At 66.5% G+C, this 17,502-nt stretch carries 15 protein-coding genes (1 of these 15 running past the window's edge); 6 read left to right on the top strand and 9 right to left on the bottom strand.

Going from position 1 to position 17,502, the window contains the following annotated elements; all coding sequences use genetic code 11:
• Nucleotides 1–86 precede the first annotated feature (86 nt).
• The gene (locus BES08_RS21795; protein WP_036527113.1) at nt 87–989 is read left to right on the top strand and encodes a LysR family transcriptional regulator; all 903 of its coding nucleotides are present in this window, start codon (nt 87–89) and stop codon (nt 987–989) included.
• Here the strand turns inward: BES08_RS21795 and BES08_RS21790 are convergent.
• The 7 genes from BES08_RS21790 to chrA form a co-directional block, all read right to left on the bottom strand.
• The gene (locus tag BES08_RS21790) at nt 986–1,267 is read right to left on the bottom strand and encodes a DUF3325 domain-containing protein (RefSeq protein WP_036527116.1); all 282 of its coding nucleotides are present in this window, start codon (nt 1,265–1,267) and stop codon (nt 986–988) included. The two genes, BES08_RS21795 and BES08_RS21790, sit on opposite strands and share 4 nt — an antisense overlap.
• Nucleotides 1,264–2,829: a PepSY-associated TM helix domain-containing protein gene (locus tag BES08_RS21785; RefSeq protein ID WP_069709453.1), complete on the bottom strand. Its 1,566-nt coding sequence runs from the start codon at nt 2,827–2,829 to the stop codon at nt 1,264–1,266. The genes BES08_RS21790 and BES08_RS21785 overlap by 4 nt, the downstream gene beginning before the upstream one ends.
• Complete coding sequence (locus BES08_RS21780) at nt 2,826–3,137, bottom strand: hypothetical protein (RefSeq protein WP_008832197.1); 312 nt, start codon at nt 3,135–3,137, stop codon at nt 2,826–2,828. Before BES08_RS21780 ends, BES08_RS21785 begins: the two co-directional genes overlap by 4 nt.
• A gap of 127 nt (nt 3,138–3,264) precedes the next feature.
• Nucleotides 3,265–5,496, bottom strand: a complete 2,232-nt coding sequence (gene treY, locus BES08_RS21775; RefSeq protein ID WP_051586951.1) for a malto-oligosyltrehalose synthase — start codon at nt 5,494–5,496, stop codon at nt 3,265–3,267.
• A gap of 5 nt (nt 5,497–5,501) precedes the next feature.
• Entirely contained in the window at nt 5,502–7,223 is a 1,722-nt protein-coding gene (treZ, locus tag BES08_RS21770; protein ID WP_036527122.1) for a malto-oligosyltrehalose trehalohydrolase, read from the bottom strand.
• Nucleotides 7,223–9,280, bottom strand: coding sequence for a glycogen debranching protein GlgX (glgX, locus tag BES08_RS21765; protein ID WP_036527124.1), 2,058 nt, complete (start codon nt 9,278–9,280; stop codon nt 7,223–7,225). The genes treZ and glgX overlap by 1 nt, the downstream gene beginning before the upstream one ends.
• Nucleotides 9,281–9,618: 338 nt before the next feature.
• On the bottom strand, nt 9,619–10,818 hold the full coding sequence (chrA, locus tag BES08_RS21760; RefSeq protein ID WP_036527127.1) for a chromate efflux transporter: 1,200 nt from the start codon (nt 10,816–10,818) through the stop codon (nt 9,619–9,621).
• A 502-nt stretch (nt 10,819–11,320) separates the two neighbouring features.
• On the opposite strand from chrA, the gene BES08_RS34760 reads away from it, so the two are divergent.
• Nucleotides 11,321–11,530, top strand: coding sequence for a DUF6980 family protein (locus BES08_RS34760; RefSeq protein WP_081799083.1), 210 nt, complete (start codon nt 11,321–11,323; stop codon nt 11,528–11,530).
• A gap of 190 nt (nt 11,531–11,720) precedes the next feature.
• Here BES08_RS34760 and BES08_RS21755 read toward each other — a convergent pair whose 3' ends face one another.
• Both BES08_RS21755 and BES08_RS21750 read right to left on the bottom strand, forming a co-directional pair.
• Nucleotides 11,721–12,566, bottom strand: a complete 846-nt coding sequence (locus tag BES08_RS21755; RefSeq protein WP_008829865.1) for a ferredoxin--NADP reductase — start codon at nt 12,564–12,566, stop codon at nt 11,721–11,723.
• A gap of 29 nt (nt 12,567–12,595) precedes the next feature.
• Nucleotides 12,596–13,030, bottom strand: coding sequence for a hypothetical protein (locus BES08_RS21750; protein ID WP_036527129.1), 435 nt, complete (start codon nt 13,028–13,030; stop codon nt 12,596–12,598).
• 211 nt (nt 13,031–13,241) lie between these two features.
• Between BES08_RS21750 and BES08_RS21745 the strand changes: the two genes are divergently transcribed.
• From BES08_RS21745 to BES08_RS21730, 4 genes are all read left to right on the top strand, one after another.
• The gene (locus BES08_RS21745; protein WP_008829863.1) at nt 13,242–15,515 is read left to right on the top strand and encodes a glycoside hydrolase family 3 N-terminal domain-containing protein; all 2,274 of its coding nucleotides are present in this window, start codon (nt 13,242–13,244) and stop codon (nt 15,513–15,515) included.
• 287 nt (nt 15,516–15,802) lie between these two features.
• Entirely contained in the window at nt 15,803–16,219 is a 417-nt protein-coding gene (locus BES08_RS21740) for a DoxX family protein (RefSeq protein ID WP_008829862.1), read from the top strand.
• A gap of 144 nt (nt 16,220–16,363) precedes the next feature.
• A complete protein-coding gene (locus BES08_RS21735) occupies nt 16,364–16,903 on the top strand; it encodes an RrF2 family transcriptional regulator (protein ID WP_008829861.1) in 540 nt (179 codons plus the stop codon).
• A gap of 147 nt (nt 16,904–17,050) precedes the next feature.
• A protein-coding gene (locus BES08_RS21730) for an NAD(P)/FAD-dependent oxidoreductase (protein ID WP_008829860.1) crosses the window boundary here: on the top strand, nt 17,051–17,502 show its 5' end (the start). 757 nt of this gene lie beyond the right edge of the window; only the first 452 of its 1,209 coding nucleotides appear in the window; the start codon lies at nt 17,051–17,053; its stop codon lies beyond the right edge, outside the window.

Raw genomic sequence — 17,502 nt, 5'->3', positions numbered from 1 at the left:
TGTGGCCGGAACCTAGGTGCTCGCAGGATTGATGACTAGTGAGAGGTGGGGCATATCAGAAGTGAATCAGAATCACGGATCACGCGATGGACAACCGCTTCGGCGAAATGCAGATTTTCCTCGCCGTGGCACAGGGCGGCAGTTTTGCCAGTGCCGCCAAGGCGCTGCGCCTGACGCCCTCGGCGGTGAGCCGCGCCACGGCGCGGCTCGAGGGGCGGCTGGGCGTGCAACTTGTCTCGCGCACCACCCGGGCTCTGGCCCTGACTGCGGAAGGGGAAGTTTATCGCGGCCGGGTTGCGGGCCTCGTCGCGGAAATCGACGAGGTCGAGCGTGGCTTCGGTTCGGCGGAAGAAGCGCCTCGGGGGCCGCTGCGGATCAATGCCTCGGTGCCGTTCGGCATGCAGTGTCTGCTGCCGATCCTTCCGCGCTTTCGCAGGGCCTGTCCCGGGGTCACGGTCAATCTGGCGTTGTCCGATACCCTGGTCGATCTGGTGGAGGAGCGGGCCGACCTTGCCATCCGCATCGGCCCCTTGCGCGATACCGGCCTCAAGGCCAAGAAACTGGGGCGCAGCATGATGGCCGTTGTCGCAAGCCCCGAATATCTGCGCGAGCATGGCGAACCGGCGCATCCGCGCGACCTGGCGGACCACGCCTGTCTCCAGTTCAGCTTCCGCCGCTCGATCGATACATGGCCGTTCCGGGTCGATGGAGCGCTGGTGCAAAGGCCGATCGAGGCCGCCTTTCTGGGAAATTCCGGCGAAGTCGTGCGGATGATGGCGGTTGCGGGCGGCGGGATTGCCCGGCTGGGCCGGTTTCATGTCGCCGCTGATCTTGCGGCGGGAAGGCTGGTCGAAATCCTGACGCCATTCAATCCGGGCGACCATGAGGACATCCACGCCCTCTACGTCGGCCATCGGCGGCTGGCCTCGCGCATCCGGGCATTCCTCGATTTCCTTGATCGGGAACTGGTGCTGCCGGGAACGGGCTAGCGGGCGCGGCGGCCGGTCCTCCAGTTGAGCGTGGCGACGGTCAGCGCGGCGCCCAAGCTCAGTTCGCCGAGCCAGGCGATCGTGCCCATGGCAAGACCGAGCAATGCCGCGCTTACGGTCCAGCCTGCACCGAGCAGCAGCCATCCTGCCATTCGTACCGGCTGCATTTGCGCCTCCGTCAGCGATTTGCCGAGGAGATCGCGCTGGTGCCGCTTCATGGCGGCGGCCAGTGCAAGGAACCCGGCGAAGGCGATGAGGGCGGGAAGAAGATGCATCATGCGCTCGTCGCCTGGCGGGATGTTGCGCGCGGTTTCCGGCCGAGCGTCGCCTTGGCCCGCGCCCGGGCACTTTTCACGGCGGCGAGAAGGAAGCCGGCGGCAAGCAGCAGCATGACCAGATCGAAGGCAGCGAAAGTCCAGTCGCCTGCCAGCAGGCTGGGGAGCAGTCCGCGCGAAGTCGTCAGTGCATTGACGAGGGGTATGGCCACGAAGCAGGCACCGGCCATCGCCAGCGTCTCGGTCCACGCGCGGCCGGCGGACCGTAGCATTCCCCATAGTCCGACGCCGAACCACGCGAGGAACAGGCTGTCGATTTCATGCTCGGCGCGGTCGGCCATTTCGAGGGGCAGCAGGCGGTTGGCGAGGAAGTAGGCCGCGATACCCGTCGCCAGTCCTGCGATGGCGGCAATATTGAGCCGCTCGACGATACGGAAACCCATGTGCGGGCGCGAGGGATCGGGCAGCCGTGCGCGCCGTTTCACGGTCCACAACACAAGGCCGCTGCCGACCATCACCGTCCCGCCGAGACCGCTCAGGAAATAGAGCCAGCGCAGGCCCCACTTGGCGAACCGGCCGGTGTGCAGGCCGATCATCACGCTCTCCGTTGCCAGTGCGGCTCCGGCGGCGCGGTGGGAGCCGATCGGGCGACCCGTGGCGCCTTCAAACGACGCCGTCTGCCCGCGCGCGCCGAATGGCGCTTCGGCGGCGCGGTTCATATCGATCCGGGCGGCGGCATCGTTGGGGTTGGCGATGCTGATATAGCCGACCCGCTCTCCGTGCCATTGGGCGGATGCTCGGCGGACCAGCGGCGCAAGATCGACCAGCGCGGCGTGTCTGCCGCTGGCCTCCACTTCGGCTGTACGCCCGAAGACCGCTTCGGAGAAGGCGGCGGGCGCTGCATAGTTGGCCGCGATGCCCCAGGGCATATACATCGACGCAAGCGTCACCAGCCCGGTGAAGGTGATCATGAGATGGAAGGGCAGCGCCAGCACGGCGGTGACGTTATGTGCGTCCAGCCAGCTTCTTTGCCCCTTGCCGAAGCGCAGCATGAAGAAATCGGCGAAGATCTTCTTGTGCGTGATCACGCCCGAGAGGATCGCCACCAGCATGAACATCGCCGCGACGCCGACAAGGTAGCGTGCCCACAGCACCGGCATGTAGTGCAGGTCGAAATGGAAGCGGTAGAGGAAGAAGCCGCCGCGCGTTTCTCGCGTGGTGATGGCACGGCCGTCACGGTCGAGCAGGGCGCTGGTCTCGCTCCGTTTCGCCGGGCGTTCGCCGGAAGGCTGCCAGTAGACTTGCGTGGTGGCGCTGCGGCTGTTGGGAAGGGAAATGTACCAGCTCTTCGCATCCGGGGCGACGGTGTTCAGATAGCGCATCGCACCTTGCGCGGCGATTGCCGGGTCGGCGTCGCCTGTCACTTCGGGCTGCATCCAGCGGGTGATCTCGTCCTGGAAGTAGGCTGCGGTCCCGGTGGCGAACATTGCGAAGAGCAGCCATCCGAGGAGCAACCCGCTCCAGGTATGAAACAATGCCATCGATTGGCGAAGGCTGTCCTTCATATCCGCCCTCCCATCGAGAGGGAGAACCACAATGCAGCGCCGAGCAACAGTCCGGAGCCTGCCAGCCACAGCCAGAGCCTGACCACCGAACGCGCTCCGAAGGCCACGAGCGCGAGCACGGCGAACAGGGCGAAGGAGGCTAGGGTCGCGGCCACGCTTGCATTGGCCGGATCGACGCCCAGCCCCTGCCAGAGCAGCCGCGCAAGACAGGCTGTCGCAACGGACGTCAAAAGGTAGTTGGCGGGTATCGCCGCAATCAGCCGCGCGGCGATCTCGCAGCGACCGATGGTGCCGTTGCGTACGGTCATCGGCGAATTGCCGCCATGCGAATTTTCACGGAACCCCCTAATCGTTGACGTAACGATGTTATTGCGACGCACTCGCAATATTCGCTAGTCGCGGTACGGGGCGTTGTCAACGGATGGGCGCGCGGCCCTAGCCGGTGGCTGGGACTTCCTTCAGGCAGTGCATCGAACGAAGGCGCGGCATCGGAATGCGCAGGGAAAAGGCTTCACCCTGCCATGCGCGCTCGACGATCCAGCTGTCTTCGTCAGCGCGCAGTGCATAAGTTCCGCGTGCGAACAGATCGGGCCGTTCACGCCGCCGGTCTAGCAGGACGCGGGTAAGCTCCAGCTTGCGCGCGGACAGGGGAGGCACCTTGCCCGATGCCATTGCGTTCCAGTCGATCGGACGGCGATTGTCCGGGTCGGTCAGCCCGATCGCCAATATCTCGCTGCCCTGGTAGACGTCGGGAATGCCGGGCGCGGTCAGTTGCAAGGCGGTCTGTGCCAGCACGACGGTTTCGATCGCGGCTTCGAACTCGCCGCGCAAATGGGCTGGCAGCAAGGCGCCGGCCGCCAGTTCGCGATGGAGCGTGCGGCACAGCTCTGCGACGGCAGCCTCCGCCGCCTCGTCGGGTGCCTCGTGCCGCGACATGTCCTTGCCTTCCCGCATCGCCTTCGCGATGTGCGCGTCGATACGTTCCGCCGCATCAGGTTCGGCGCGCAGCATCAGGGCCGTCTGCAGGGCATAGAGCGCCCATTGTTCCGGAACCCCCGCTTCCTGCGCGCGGCGCCGTGCATCGGCATAGAGCCCTCGCACAAGGTCCGGGAAATAGCCCAGCGCGATGAGGACGGCGCGCGCATCTGCCGAGCGCTTGGTGTCGTGGGTGGACACCGCATCCAGCGCGAGGGGTGTCAGGTCGGCACGCCTGGCCATGGCGGCGGCGAAGCCGGCAGCGTCGATGGTATCGAGTTCGGGTTCGGCACCCACTTCGCATAGCGGCAGAAAGGCCACGCTGCGGAAGAACACGGTGTCTTCCTCGGACTTCGCGGTCAACGCACCGGTCAACTGTTCGAAGCGGGCGGCAAATTTGCGTGCCAGCATATCGTCGGGCGCGCGCAGCAGATCGATCAGGCTCGCGGCCATGGGGTCCTCCGCCGCTGGGCCGATGGCCTCCGCGATCTGGGGGGTAAACGAGGCCAGATCGGCCGCGTAGGAGCGGTATACCGGCCAGATCGTCGCCAGCCGGCAGATCGCTTCCGTTATCTGTGGCCGAGTCTGCTCGCCGAGTGCGAGTGCTGCCAGCGCGGCACCCGTCACGCGGCTAAGTTCGGGCGTGAAGACCTCCTCCAGCAATTCCTGGCGGACCTTGCGGACTTCCTGTCCGTAGTCACGCGGGACGGCATCGGTCGACGTTTCGCGCACCGCCGCCAGGCCTTCGGGAGACGTCAGAAGGCGGGTAAGCGGGGTGATGAATTCGTAGCCGCTCATGCCTTCAACCGGCCAGGCAGTAGGCAGTTCTTCACCGGCCTTGACGATCTTTTCGACCCATATCGGGGTGTCGCCCACTGCATCGCGCAGGCGCTGAAGGTAGCCGCCGGGCCGTGCCAGTCCGTCGATGTGATCGACGCGCAGGCCCTGGATATGGCCTGCATCGACCTGATCGATGATCCAGCGGTGAGTCAGCGCGAAGACCTCGGGGTCTTCCTGAAGGACGCCGATGAGGTCGGTGATGTTGAAGAAGCGGCGGTGGACGATACTGTCCGCGCTTGTCCGCCAGTCTCCCAGCGACCAGTGCTGCTCAGCCAGCAGGGCGCGGAGAGTCGGCGCGTCCAGCGAGCGCGCTGCGCCGCAGAGATGGCGGGAAAGGTCGGTCGGGCGCAGTGGATATTCGCGTTCGTAGACACGCAGGCGTGGGTCATCGCCATCTCCCGCCAGAGCGACCTGATCGGCTGGCAGCAGGTCTTCGATGGTTCCGTCGAGGACCGGAAAGTGCAGCGGCCCGGCTTCCCAGTCGATGTCGAAGATGCCGGCGTGCGCGCTGTCGCGGCCATGGCGCAGCACGTCCGCCAGCCACGGGTTTTCGGGAGTGAAGCCCATGTGGTTCGGCACGATGTCGATCACGATGCCGATCCCGGCGAGCGTCGCCGCCTGGCTCAGACGCTCGAAGGCTTCCTCCCCGCCCAGCGCCGGGTCGATGCGGGTGGGATCGATCACGTCGTAGCCGTGGGTCGAGCCTGCAGCGGCGTGGAAGGGCGGGGACAGGTAGAGGTGGCTGATGCCCAGCGTCCCCAGCCACGGCAGCAGTTCGCGCGCCTTGTCGAGGTCCACGCAGTTCCGTAGCTGGAGCCGGTAGGTGGCGACGAAGGGTATCGCTTGCGGCATCGGCATCACTCCGGTGAAACGGTCATCGACAGCGCGAAAGGGCTCGACGCATCGGCAAGCAGCAGGATCGGGCCGGAGAGGGACTCGAATGGGGTGGTGGAGCCGCCCAGTTCGGCCCGCAGCCGCAGCGTTCCCGGCGCGAAGGACCATTGCGCCCCGATGCCGGAGCCCTCCTGCCGAACGGCGGCGATCGGCTGCGGGTTCCGGGCGAGCAGGGGCGTCACATGCGTCCGGCGCAGGTCGAGCAATTCGCGCACGAAGGCTTCATGCTCCTGCTGGTCGGCCCGGACGGGACGGCCGATGCTGGACGCCATGAACGTCTCGGGCGCCACCGGGTCGGGAACCTCGCCGCCGAAGCTGCTGAAGCGGGCGAATTCCTGCGCCCGGCCCTTGCGGACGGCGTCGGCGAGGTCGCCCTTGAAATCGACGAAAAACTGGAAAGGCGCATCGGTGAGGAACTCGTCGCCCATGAACAGCATCGGCGTGAAGGGCGTCAGCAGGGTGAGCGCGGTCATCACGCGGTAGGCATGGCGGTCGGTGGCGAGGTGGTGCAGCCGCTCGCCGCGTGCGCGGTTGCCGACCTGATCGTGATTGCCGAGGAAATTGACGAAGGCGGTGCGCGGCAGGTGCGTCGAGGGTTCGCCGCGCGGGGTGTCCTCGCCATTCTCGCGAGGCTGGCCCTGTTCGACGTAGCCATCGGCGAGTGCTGTGGCGATGTCGGCGACCGGGTCCACCGCGAAGGGGGCGTAGTAGCTTTCTTCCTCCCCGGTCAGCAGGCAGTGGACGGCATGGTGCCAGTCGTCGTTCCAAGTGCCGTCGTAGGGCGCATCGACGGTGAAGTAGCGGGCGAGGTTGCGTTCGTCCTCGGTGACGAGGTGGATCGGGCGGCCGAAATCGCGGGAGCGGATGCGCGCGGCCAGTTCGTCGAGGAAATGGGTTTCGGAATGGTCCTCGATGGCGTGCACCGCGTCGAGGCGCAGGCCGTCGAGGCGGTATTCGTCCAGCCAGTGCAGGGCGTTGGCGATGAAGTATTCGCGCACGGCCGGGGCCTCGAAGGCGATTCCTGCACCCCACGGTGAGGCACGCTCAGGGTGGAAGAATGAGGGGCACCACGCGCCGAGGTAGTTACCGGAAGGCCCGAAGTGGTTGTAGACCACGTCCAGCATCACGGCGATGCCGTGGCTGTGAGCCGCATCGACCAGCGCGCGCATCTCGTCCGGCGTGCCGTAGGCGGGGTGCGGGGCGAAGGGGAGGACGCCGTCGTAGCCCCAGCCCCGGTCGCCCTCGAACTGGGCGACGGGCATGATCTCGATCATCGTCACGCCGAGGTCGGCGAGGCGCGGCAGTTCGGTGATTGCGGCGGCGAAGGTGCCTTCCTCGGTGAAGGTGCCGAGGTGGAGTTCGTAGACTATCGCCTCATGCCAAGGGCGTCCCGGCCATTCGTGTCGCCAGTGGTAGGTCGCCGGATCGACCAGCATCGAGGGGCCGTGCACGTCGCCGATCTGCGCCCGCGCGGCGGGGTCGGGGTAGGGCGTGCCCTCGATGACCCAGCGATAGGCGTCTCCGGCGGCGGCCTCGCCCTCGAACAGCCACCAGCCCTGCCCGGCAGACTGCGCGGGCATTGCCATGCCGCCCACTTCCAGCCGGGCCTCCTCCGCGTCCGGCGCCCAGAGGCCGAAGCGCCAGCGACCGTCGCCCAGAGGCTGGGCGCCCCAGTGCGTTGCCATCACGCGGGGCGGAATAGGCAGAGGCTGCCGGGCGAGATCGCGGCGGCCTCGCGGTCGACCGGCTCCTCGGTGAAGGGATCGTCGCGCGCGGTGTCGAGCAGGCGCACCCACTCGCCCTCTGGCAGCGTGAAGTCGAGGCCATCGCCCGCGTTGACTACGGTGAACAGCGGGCGCCCGCCGTCGAGGAAGACCTCGCGGGTCGAGTAGTCGAGCAGCATGCCGAGCACGCGCAGGCCTTGCTGGCCCCACAGTTCGCCGTCCATCGCGCGGCCGTCCGGCTGGAACCAGGCGATTTCCAGACGCTCGTTGTCGCCGGTCTCGCCCATCAGGAAGTTCTCCTGGCAGAGCACCGGGTACTGGCGGCGCAGGGCGATCATACGGCTGCAGAAGTCGAGGAATGCGTCGTCCCGGCTCTCCCAGTCGAGCCAGCCGAGTTCGTTGTCCTGGCAGTAGACGTTGTTGTTGCCGTGCTGGCTGTTGCCGATCTCGTCGCCCGAAAGCAGCATCGGCACGCCCTGGCTGACCATCAGCGTCGCCACCATGGCGCGGCGGCGGCGGGCGCGGGCGGCGGTGATGGCCTCGTCGTCGGTGGCCCCTTCGGCGCCCATGTTGTCGGAGAGGTTGTTGTCGTGCCCGTCCGCGCCGCCTTCGCCGTTGGCCTCGTTGTGGCGGTCGTTGAACGAGACGGTGTCCATCAGCGTGAAGCCGTCATGCGCAGCGAGGAAGTTGATCGAACTGGTGGCGCCGCGATCCGAGTGGTTGAACTGGACCGGCGAGCCGATCAGGCGCTGAGCGATGTCGCCCACCAGCCCCTCGTCGCCGCGCCAGAACGCGCGGGTGTCGTCGCGGAACTTGTCGTTCCATTCGCGGAACGGGTGCGGGAAGCCGCCGACCTGATAGCCGCCCATGCCGATGTCCCACGGCTCGGCGATCAGCTTGACGCCGGCAAGGATCGGGTCCTGCCGGATCGCGTCAAAGAAGCCGCCTTCGCGGTCGAAGCCCGCTTCCTCGCGGCCCAATGTGGAGGCGAGGTCGAAGCGGAAGCCGTCGACGTGCATCACCTGCACCCAGTAGCGCAGCGAATCGAGCACCATGCGCATGACCATCGGATGCGCCACCGCCAGTGTGTTGCCGGTGCCGGTGTTGTCGAAGCTGAAGCGCGGGTTCTCGGGGCTCAGCATGTAGTAGGCGGCGTTGTCGAGGCCGCGGAAGCTGAGCGTCGGGCCTTTCTCCGAACCTTCGGCGGTGTGGTTGTAGACCACGTCCATGATGACCTCGATCCCCGCCTTGTGGAACCGCTTCACCATGTCCTTGAACTGGCGGATGGCGCGCGGGGCGACGTCGCCGCCGCGCAGGAAACGCGGTTCCGGCGCGAAGAAGCCGAGCGTCTGGTAACCCCAGTAGTTCGACAGGCCCTTGTCCAGTAGCATGCGGTCGTCGAGAAAGAACTGGCTGGGCAGCAGCTCGATGGCGCTGACGCCCAGCTTGCGGAGGTGGTCGAGGATCGGTTCGCTGGCCATGCCCTCGTATGTGCCGCGCAGGGCTTCGGGGACGTCGGGGTGGGTCATCGTCAGGCCGCGCACGTGGGCCTCGTAGATCACCGTCTCGGTCCAGGGGCGGGAGAGGGACTTGTCGCCTTCCCAGTCGAAGTCCGGGTCCTGCACCACGCTCTTGACCATGAACGGGGCGGAATCGCGGGCGTCGAACGTGGTGTCGTCGCCCGTCGTCAGGTCGTAGCCCCAGAGCGCGTCGTCCCATTGCATCGCGCCGGAAACCTCGCGGGCATAAGGGTCGAGCAGCAGCTTGTTGGGGTTGAAGCGGTGGCCGCTCGCGGGATCGTAAGGGCCGTGGGCGCGCAGGCCGTAGAGCTGGCCGGGCTTCACGCCGGGGAGGTAGCCCGAGAAGATCGAACCTTCCCGCGATGGCAGTTCGAGGCGGGCGGTTTCCTCGGTGCCGTCCTCGGAAAACAGGCACAGTTCGATCGCTTCGGCATTTTCGGAGAAGACGCCGAAATGGGTGCCCTCGCCGGTATATTCGGCGCCGAGTTCATGGATCATCCGCTCGGGGCGGGAAAACGCGATGTCGGCGGGATGGTCGGTAGCTGGGCCCTGCGTCACGTGCTGCCTCCTGCATGATGCTGCATCCGCTAACACGCATGGGGGGCGGGAGGTTCCGGGCAGGTTTACACGGTTGACACGGTCCAGAGGGAAAAGGTGTCACCTTGGGCCGGAAAGTGTCACCTTAGGTGCACAAGGTGACACATTTTGCGGACAATGTGTCACCTTGTGAGGAGAAAGTGTCGCCTTGCGGTGTAACCTTGTGCAGCTGGAAGCGATCGGGCGGGGTATGGGCGCATCGTACCGCGCCGCCCGTCCTGTAGGAAAGCGCCGCTCCTTTATGTGAACAAGGCCCAGCCCGCGAAGGCCCCTCCCGCGACCAGCGCGGGCGTCACCCAGGCCCCCTTGATCCGCCACACGACCGCCAGGGCCACCGCGAAGATCGCGAGCGCACCGAGCGGGGCGGTCACGCGCAGTCCGGTCGCATAGGCAAGCTGCACGAAGGTGGCGGCGATGATCCCCACCACGGCGGCGGCTATGCCTTCGAGCAGGCGGTGCAGCGCCGGATTCTCGACGATGGCCTCCAACCGCTCGAACAGCACCAGCGAGAAGGCGAAGGCGGGCAGGAACATCCCCGCAGTGATGGCCAGCGCGCCGCTCACCCCGCCGGTGACATAGCCCACGAAAGTCACGAAGATCACCAGCGGCGCAGGCAGCACTCCGGCGAGCGCGATCCCGTCGAGGAAGGCGCCGTCGCCGATCCAGCCCCGCCCGACCGTATCCGAGCGGACATAGGGAATGGCCGTATAGGCCCCGCCGAAAGTCAGCAGCCCGCCTTTGAGCCCGGCGACGAACAGCGCGAAGGTCGTGACGGGAATGCCCTGCACGGCATGCAGGCTGTCACCAGAGCCGGAAAGCAGGTGGATCGCGGTCGCCAGCGCGAGGGCGACCGCAAGGATCGCGCAAGCCACCAGCGGCCGATGCGACACGGCATAGGTCAGTCCGCCCGCCGCCAGCAGGATCCAGAACGGCACCCCCAGCAGGGTCAGGACGAGACTTGCGGCCGCGATCACGCCGAGCAGCGCGTTCTCGACGATATGGTGTCCGATGCGGACCACCGCGCGCAGGATGATCGCGAGCACCGCGACCTGCACGCCGAGAAGCGCGCCCGCCAAAGTCAGGTTTCCGGCGACCCAGGTGACGTAGGCCCATCCCGCGACCAGCATCAGCACCAGCCCCGGCAGCATGAAACCCAGCCCGGCCAGCAATCCGCCGATCCGCCCGCGCGCGATCATGCCGAGATGGACGCACAGTTCATGCGCCTCCGGCCCCGGCAGCACCTGCAGGACCGCGAGCAGGCGATTGAAGCGGCCCTTGTCGATCCAGCGCTCGTCCTCGACCAGCGCCTGACGCAGCATGGCGATCTGCGCCACCGGCCCGCCGAAGGCCAGCGCGCCGAACCGCAGGAACTTGAGGAACAGCGCAGGCAGCGAAAGGGTGGGCGGCGCGATAGTGATGGAGGCGGTGTTGGTCGTCATGCAAGTGCTCCGCAGGCCGCAGGTACGGCTGATGGAGCGGACTTGGACGTTGCCGTCTGACCGGGCGTCCGCGCGTGCCCGTTGGTGGGATTTCAGCGCAATGGCGGGGGGAAGTCAAGGCGTGAGGGCGCGCACGTTGCGCTTTGCCCACCCCGCTGCGACTAACTTCGCCTTCGGCTCAGCAAGTCTCGCTGCCCCTCCCGCAAGCGGGCGGGGTAAACCGCTTTCGCCCTCCCGCTCGCGGGAGGGCCGGGAGGCTTGGCCCGAAGGGCTTAGCCGGACGGGGTGGGCCAGCTCGCAGGCGGTTTACCACCCGAAAGCCAGAATAGGGGCATTCCGGTGCCGCCCCATTACGGACATGAGGCCGCGTCGTACGACTTCTCGATGTTGTCAAAATTTCGCAAAGAGTGGTTAGTATCGGCGCTTGGATGGCTCGCGAACGAAGAAGGAATGCCAAATAACCATCCTCTGCGAGGATTCGCGAAATAGGAAATCCATAAGTATGGCTAAACACTGTTGCGAAATGATGCGATCTAATATCGAGAATAATTGCGACGATCATGAAGACCGTTTTGATTGCCCGGACTCCTTGATCCACTATTCCTATCAAGCAGATAGTTACGGGCTAATTATCCATGACGGTGGAAGTTCGATCATCGGGATTTCGTATTGCCCTTGGTGTGGAGCCAAGCTGCCGAACGGATTAGATTGAGTCCACTTCCCACTCGAAGTCGTCATTCAAACACCATCTTCATCCCAGCCTCGCCGAGACGCCGCGACGTGACGAGAGCGGTCCCAGCCTTCGCTGGGATGACGGACTGTATCGGCACCATCAGCGCGCACCCGAACAAAAACGGCCCGCCCTTTCGGGCAGGCCGCTCTCGCATCACAGCAGTCGTCGCTTAGCCGACGAACGCGCGCTCGATCACGAAGTCGGCGGGCTTGTTGTTCGATCCTTCGACGAAGCCCAGACCTTCCAGCATCGCGGCGATGTCCTTGTTCATCGCCATCGAGCCGCACAGCATCACGCGGTCGGTCGCCGGGTCCATGCGGGCCTCGCCCTTCAGACCCTCGAACAGGCGGCCGTTCTCGATCAGCACGTTGATGCGGCCGGTGGTGTGGAATTCTTCCCGCGTGACGGTCGGCACGTAGGTCAGCTGTACCAGCGCCTGGTCCTCGACCAGCGGGTCGCCGGCCAGCTGGCTCTCCAGCTCCTGGCGGAAGGCGAGGTCGGCGACGCGGCGGACCGAGTGGACGATCACGACCTGCTCGAACATCTCGTAGACGTCCGGATCGCGGATCAGCGAGAGGAACGGCGCGAGGCCGGTGCCCGAGCCGAACAGGAACAGGCGCTTGCCCGGCGTCAGCGCGTCGGTGACGAGCGTGCCCACCGGCTTGCGGCCGAGGTAGATCTGGTCGCCCGGCTGGATCAGCTGCAGCTTCGAGGTCAGCGGGCCGTCCTCGACCTTGATCGAGAGGAACTCGATCTCCTCGGCCCACGAGGGGCTGGCGATCGAATAGGCGCGCAGCAGCGGCTTGCCGTTGTCGCCCTGCAGGCCGATCATGATGAACTCACCCGAGCGGAAGCGGAACGAGGCCGGGCGCGTGATCTTGAAGCTGAAGAGGTGCTCGTTCCAGTGATGGACCGAAAGCACCGTTTCCACGGTCAGCGCACCAGTGGGTTCCAGAACGGTCGCAGGAGCCGCCGAATTGTCCAGGGTGGCGGCTTCTGCCTTGCTATCGTTCATCAACGTCAGTCCTTGGTTCATCAAATGGGTCACGCGGGCGGGTTTATCAGTGCAATGCCGAAGCCGGCGATGGTCATCGCGGCGCTTGCGCGGCTCATGGCCTGGGCGACCGCGGCGACCGTGTCGCATGGCACGACATGCGCGAGAGTCGCGCGCACGTTTTCGCGGCGGCCTATACCGACATCGCGCCAAAGTGCAAGGAGCAACGCCTCATGTTCGCAGATGCGGTGGCAGCCCATCGGCGCGACCATGATCCTTTCGGATGCCCGGCGGCTGACGAGCGCCATCGCCATGTGAAAGTCCGGCAGGACGGCGGCGGCGTTGTATCCGGCAAAGGCGCGCGCCAACGACTGCGCCGGGCAATTGCCCTTGGATGCCGAATGCGCCCATCCGCGCATGGCCCAGAGCAGGAACCGGCCGTCGTTGTCGAGTTCGGTGACCGGCCGGTCGAGGAAGTCGTACATGCGCGTGCCTCAAGATATGCTATTGCGAATTATTCGCATATCTTGTGCATCGTGCGGCGCGATGCGTCAACCCGGTGTCGCCGTACGACGAGGTGGCGCGGGGGCAGGGTGATCCGAAGCCATGGCGCGCGCCCGGGCCTTGCCGCAATGCAACAAAATGCCCTACCGCGGTTTGACGGGGGCAAGCCGACGCACCAACAGCCAAGAGTTCATGAACCCAGACCGCCGCACCGTTCTTTCCGGTATCATCGCCAGCGCCATCGCATCGGGCTTCTCGTTCAGGGCTCTCGCCGCCGAAGAGGTGACGCGGGTAGACGATCTCATCAAGAAGATGACGATCGAGGAGAAGGCCGGGCAGATGACCTGCCTTGCCGACGCCTTCCGCCCCTTCAACCCGCCCAACCCGGCGGCCGGCATCCAGGACGTGAAGAAGCTCTCGGAGGAAATCCGCAAGGGCCGCGTCGGCTGCCTGTTCAACGGTATCGGCGTGGCGGGCGCGCGCAAGGCGCAGGAGATCGCGGTCAACGACAGTCGCCTAGGTATCCCGCTGCTGCTGGCGGGGGACGTGATCCACGGGCTCAAGACGATCTTCCCGGTGCCGCTGGCCGAGGCGTCCAGCTTCGATCCGGTGCTGGCGCAGCGCACCGCGCGCGCCATGGCGCTGGAGGCGACGGCGGCGGGCCTGCACCTGACTTTCGCGCCGATGGCCGATGTCGCGCGTGACCAGCGCTGGGGCCGCGTGGTCGAGGGCTCCGGAGAAGACGTGACGCTGACCGCGCTGCTCTCCGCCGCGCGGGTGCGCGGATTCCAGGGGCGCGACTTGCGGCGCGACGACTCGTTGCTCGCCTGCCCCAAGCACTTCGCTGCCTATGGCGCGGTGGCGGGCGGGCTGGAATACGGCAGTGTCGACATCAGCGACGAGACCCTGCGCGAGACGCACCTGCCGCCCTTCGGCTCCGCCTTCGCTGCGGGCGCGCTCACCACGATGGCGGCGTTCAGCGAGATCAACGGCGTGCCCGCGACCGCCGACCGCACCCTGCTCACCGATATCCTGCGCGGCGAGATGGGTTTCACCGGCTTCGTCTTCTCGGACTACACCGCCGACGAGGAACTGGTCGCCCACGGCTATGCCGAGGATGACCGCGACGCCGCGCGGCTGGCAGTGCTGGCGGGGGTCGATATGTCGATGCAGAGCGGCCTCTACATCCGCTATCTGCCTGACCTCGTGAAGAGTGGTGCGGTGCCGATGGGCACGGTGGACGTGGCGGTGCGGCGCATCCTCTACGTCAAGATGGCGATGGGCCTGTTCGACAACCCCTGGCGCTCGCTGGACGAGGCGGCGGAGAAATCGCGCATCGGCGCGCCCGTTCACCGCGAACTCGCGCGCGAGGCGGGCGCGCGCTCCATCGTGCTGCTGCAGAACGACGGGGTGCTGCCGCTCGACAAGGGAAAGAAGCAGAAGATCGCGCTGATCGGTCCGTTCGGCGATGACAAGGCGAACCTCTACGGCCCTTGGGCTTTCTACGGCGATGCCGACAAGGGCGTGGACGTGGCCAGCGGGCTGCGCGGCGCGATGGTCGATCCGGACCAGCTGACCGTCGTGGCCGGCTGCGCCATTCACGGCCCCACCGACGGCGGGATCGAGGAGGCGGTCAAGGCGGCGAAGGCGGCCGACGTGGTGATCCTCGCCCTCGGGGAATCGCAGGACATGTCGGGCGAGGCGCAGTCGCGCACCGTGATCGAGATCCCGCCCGCGCAGCAGGCGCTCGCCGATGCGGTGGCGGCGGTGAAGAAGCCGACCGTCGTGCTGCTTCGTCACGGCCGTGCGCTGGCGATCCATGACGGGGTGGCGAACGCCAACGCCGTGCTGGCGACGTGGTTCCTCGGTTCCGAAGCGGGCAATGCGATCGCCGACGTGGTGTTCGGCAAGGTCGATCCCTCGGGCAAGCTGCCGGTCAGCTTCCCCTGGGAGTCGGGGCAGGAGCCGTTCTTCTACGATCGCAAATCCACCGGCCGCCCGACCGTCCCCAACGGCAGCACCGAGTACAAGGCCCGCTACGCCACCACCGACAACAGCGCGCGCTACCCTTTCGGTCACGGCCTGAGCTACACCCGCTTCACGCTGGACAAGCTGCAGGTTTCCGACCCCGCCCTGCGCTGGGACGGCACCGTCTCGATCACCGCGCGCCTGACCAACAGTGGCAAGCGGCGCGGCAGCGAGATCGTGCAGCTCTACACCCGCGACCGCGTCGCCTCCCGCACCCGTCCGATCCGCGAGTTCAAGAAGATGGAGCGCGTCACCCTGGAGCCGGGCGAGAGCCGCACCGTGCGCTTCACCCTGTCCCGCACGGACCTCGAATTCGTCGGCGCCGGCAACCGGCGGCTGGCGGAGCCGGGCGCGTTCGACGTCTGGGTGGGCCAGTCTTCCGAGGACGGGCTGCACACGCAGATCACCTTGTACGCGGCGGCCCCGGCGAGCGCTTAGGGCGGCGCGCGCAATCTCACCCTCTCGTTGTCATTCCCGCGAAGGCGGGAACCCATCTGCGGACCTACCCCATTGCGCAACGGGAGAGCACACGAGCAGGGTCCCCGCCTGCGCGGGCATGACGACATATTTGAAGAGCGGTCACGAAAACATATGTTCGCATAATTCGAACATATGATCGCGTTTAATCCCACTATTTCGGAACCCTGATCGAGCGCATCTGGGGGGCGTCAGGACGACACGCCCGTCGTCACCGTATTGCCCCCGATCACCCAGGAGTTCCCGCCATGACCATCACCACCATCGACACCGCCCCCGTCGCTCCCGCCAACACCGCCAGCACCCTCGAAGCCTGGCTGCCGCTCGTCGGCCGCGTTCTCATCGCCGCCATCTTCATCATCAGCGGCTTGTCCAAGATCGCCGACCCCGCCGGTTCGATGGCCTACATCGCCTCGGTCGGCCTCCCGCTCCCCGCCGTGGCGCTGGCTGGCGCCATCCTCGTCGAAGTGGTCGGCGGCGCGCTGCTGATCTCGGGCTACAAGGTCCGTGCGGTCGCCACCGTCATCGCGCTGTTCAGCCTCGCCACCGCCGCGTTCTTCCACAACAACCTGGCCGACCAGAACCAGTTCATCCACTTCTTCAAGAACATCGCGATCGCCGGCGGCCTGCTGCAGATCGTCGCTTTCGGCAAGGCTCGCGCCTGAACGCGAAAGCCCCGCCGCAAACGCTGCCGGAAGGGGCGGGCCGAAAGGCTCGCCCCTTTTCGCATGATTGCACGATAAACGCAGACCAGATTTATCGTCGTTATATGCTTGACGCTTTAACGCAGACAGAGTAACTCCGCGTTCATGGCCCACATCACCACCAGCGTCGAATATGGAATCCACGGTCTGCTCTGGCTGGTGGAAGACGGCCGCGCCCTCAGCAGCCGGGAGATCGCCGAGATCCAGGGCATCTCGCCCAGCTTCGTGGCGAAGATCTTCCCCAAGCTGGAGAAAGCCGGCATCGTCGCCGCCAGCGAAGGCGTGCGCGGGGGCTACCGCCTCGCGCGGCCGGCGGGCGAGATCACCTTCCTCCAGATCATCGACGCGATCGAAGGCGACAAGCCGCTGTTCGATTGTCAGGAGGTGCGCGGCCGCTGCGCCCTGTTCGGCGGCGATGCGCCCGGCTGGGCAACCGCCGGAACTTGCGCCGTCCACGCTGTCATGCTCCAGGCCGAGAAGGCGATGCGCGATGCTCTTGCCGCGCAGACCCTGGGCGACGTGGCGAGCCGCTTCGGCCGCAAGGCGCCCGAGACATTCTTCAACGATTTCCGCGACTGGGCGGGCGATCGCCAGACCACCCGCACCGCACGCATCGGCCGTCCCCGGCGGGACGGTCCTTCATGATCTGAGCCTTTCTCACCCGCATTCCTGAACACCTTTCTCGGCGTCCTGCCGGACGCACCGGGAAAGCGCCGACTTGCGCGCTGCCTTCGCAGACCTCGCGCTTGTCGGGACGATGAGCCGCGTCCGGCGCACAAGAGGAGAAGATCGATGAGCAAGCAGACCATCCTGATCGCCGGCACCGGTTTCGCCGGAGTCTGGGCCGCCCTGTCGGCAACCCGCGCCATTGCGCTTGCAGGGCGGGAGGACGACGTGGAAGTCGTCGTCGTCTCGCCGAGCCCGACCATGGTGATCCGTCCGCGCCTTTATGAAGCCGTGCTGGAGAACATGAACCCCGACGTTTCTGCCCTGCTCGCGGCGGTCGGCGCGCGGTACGTGGCCGGTCTGGTCGAGGCGATCGGCGCGACCACGCAGCAGGCCACCATCCTGCGCGGCGACGGCGGGCGAGAGACGATCGCCTGGGACCGCTTCGTACTGGCCACCGGCAGCCGCCTGTCGACTCCGCCGATCCCGGGCATTGCGGATCACGCCTTCGATGTCGATCAGCTGGACTCGGCGCAGCGGCTGGACGAGCACCTCGGGCTGCTGGCTGCCCGCACCGA

Source organism: Novosphingobium resinovorum (assembly GCF_001742225.1).
In the GTDB taxonomy this organism is placed as follows: domain Bacteria; phylum Pseudomonadota; class Alphaproteobacteria; order Sphingomonadales; family Sphingomonadaceae; genus Novosphingobium; species Novosphingobium resinovorum_A.
The sequence above is the reverse complement of the archived record's forward strand: the minus strand, read 5'-3'. Positions and strand labels throughout refer to the sequence as shown.

Bases quoted from the DNA above. Each gene is read 5' to 3' on its own strand.
- chrA (WP_036527127.1), bottom strand. From the start codon at position 10,818: ATGACGACCAACACCGCCTCCATCACTATCGCGCCGCCCACCCTTTCG.
- BES08_RS21780 (WP_008832197.1), bottom strand. From the start codon at position 3,137: ATGACCGTACGCAACGGCACCATCGGTCGCTGCGAGATCGCCGCGCGG.
- BES08_RS21740 (WP_008829862.1), top strand. From the start codon at position 15,803: ATGACCATCACCACCATCGACACCGCCCCCGTCGCTCCCGCCAACACC.
- glgX (WP_036527124.1), bottom strand. From the start codon at position 9,280: ATGATCCATGAACTCGGCGCCGAATATACCGGCGAGGGCACCCATTTC.
- BES08_RS21745 (WP_008829863.1), top strand. From the start codon at position 13,242: ATGAACCCAGACCGCCGCACCGTTCTTTCCGGTATCATCGCCAGCGCC.
- BES08_RS21785 (WP_069709453.1), bottom strand. From the start codon at position 2,829: ATGAAGGACAGCCTTCGCCAATCGATGGCATTGTTTCATACCTGGAGC.
- treZ (WP_036527122.1), bottom strand. From the start codon at position 7,223: ATGGCAACGCACTGGGGCGCCCAGCCTCTGGGCGACGGTCGCTGGCGC.
- BES08_RS21790 (WP_036527116.1), bottom strand. From the start codon at position 1,267: ATGATGCATCTTCTTCCCGCCCTCATCGCCTTCGCCGGGTTCCTTGCA.
- BES08_RS21795 (WP_036527113.1), top strand. From the start codon at position 87: ATGGACAACCGCTTCGGCGAAATGCAGATTTTCCTCGCCGTGGCACAG.
- BES08_RS21750 (WP_036527129.1), bottom strand. From the start codon at position 13,030: ATGTACGACTTCCTCGACCGGCCGGTCACCGAACTCGACAACGACGGC.
- treY (WP_051586951.1), bottom strand. From the start codon at position 5,496: ATGCCGCAAGCGATACCCTTCGTCGCCACCTACCGGCTCCAGCTACGG.
- BES08_RS34760 (WP_081799083.1), top strand. From the start codon at position 11,321: ATGGCTAAACACTGTTGCGAAATGATGCGATCTAATATCGAGAATAAT.
- BES08_RS21755 (WP_008829865.1), bottom strand. From the start codon at position 12,566: ATGAACGATAGCAAGGCAGAAGCCGCCACCCTGGACAATTCGGCGGCT.
- BES08_RS21735 (WP_008829861.1), top strand. From the start codon at position 16,364: ATGGCCCACATCACCACCAGCGTCGAATATGGAATCCACGGTCTGCTC.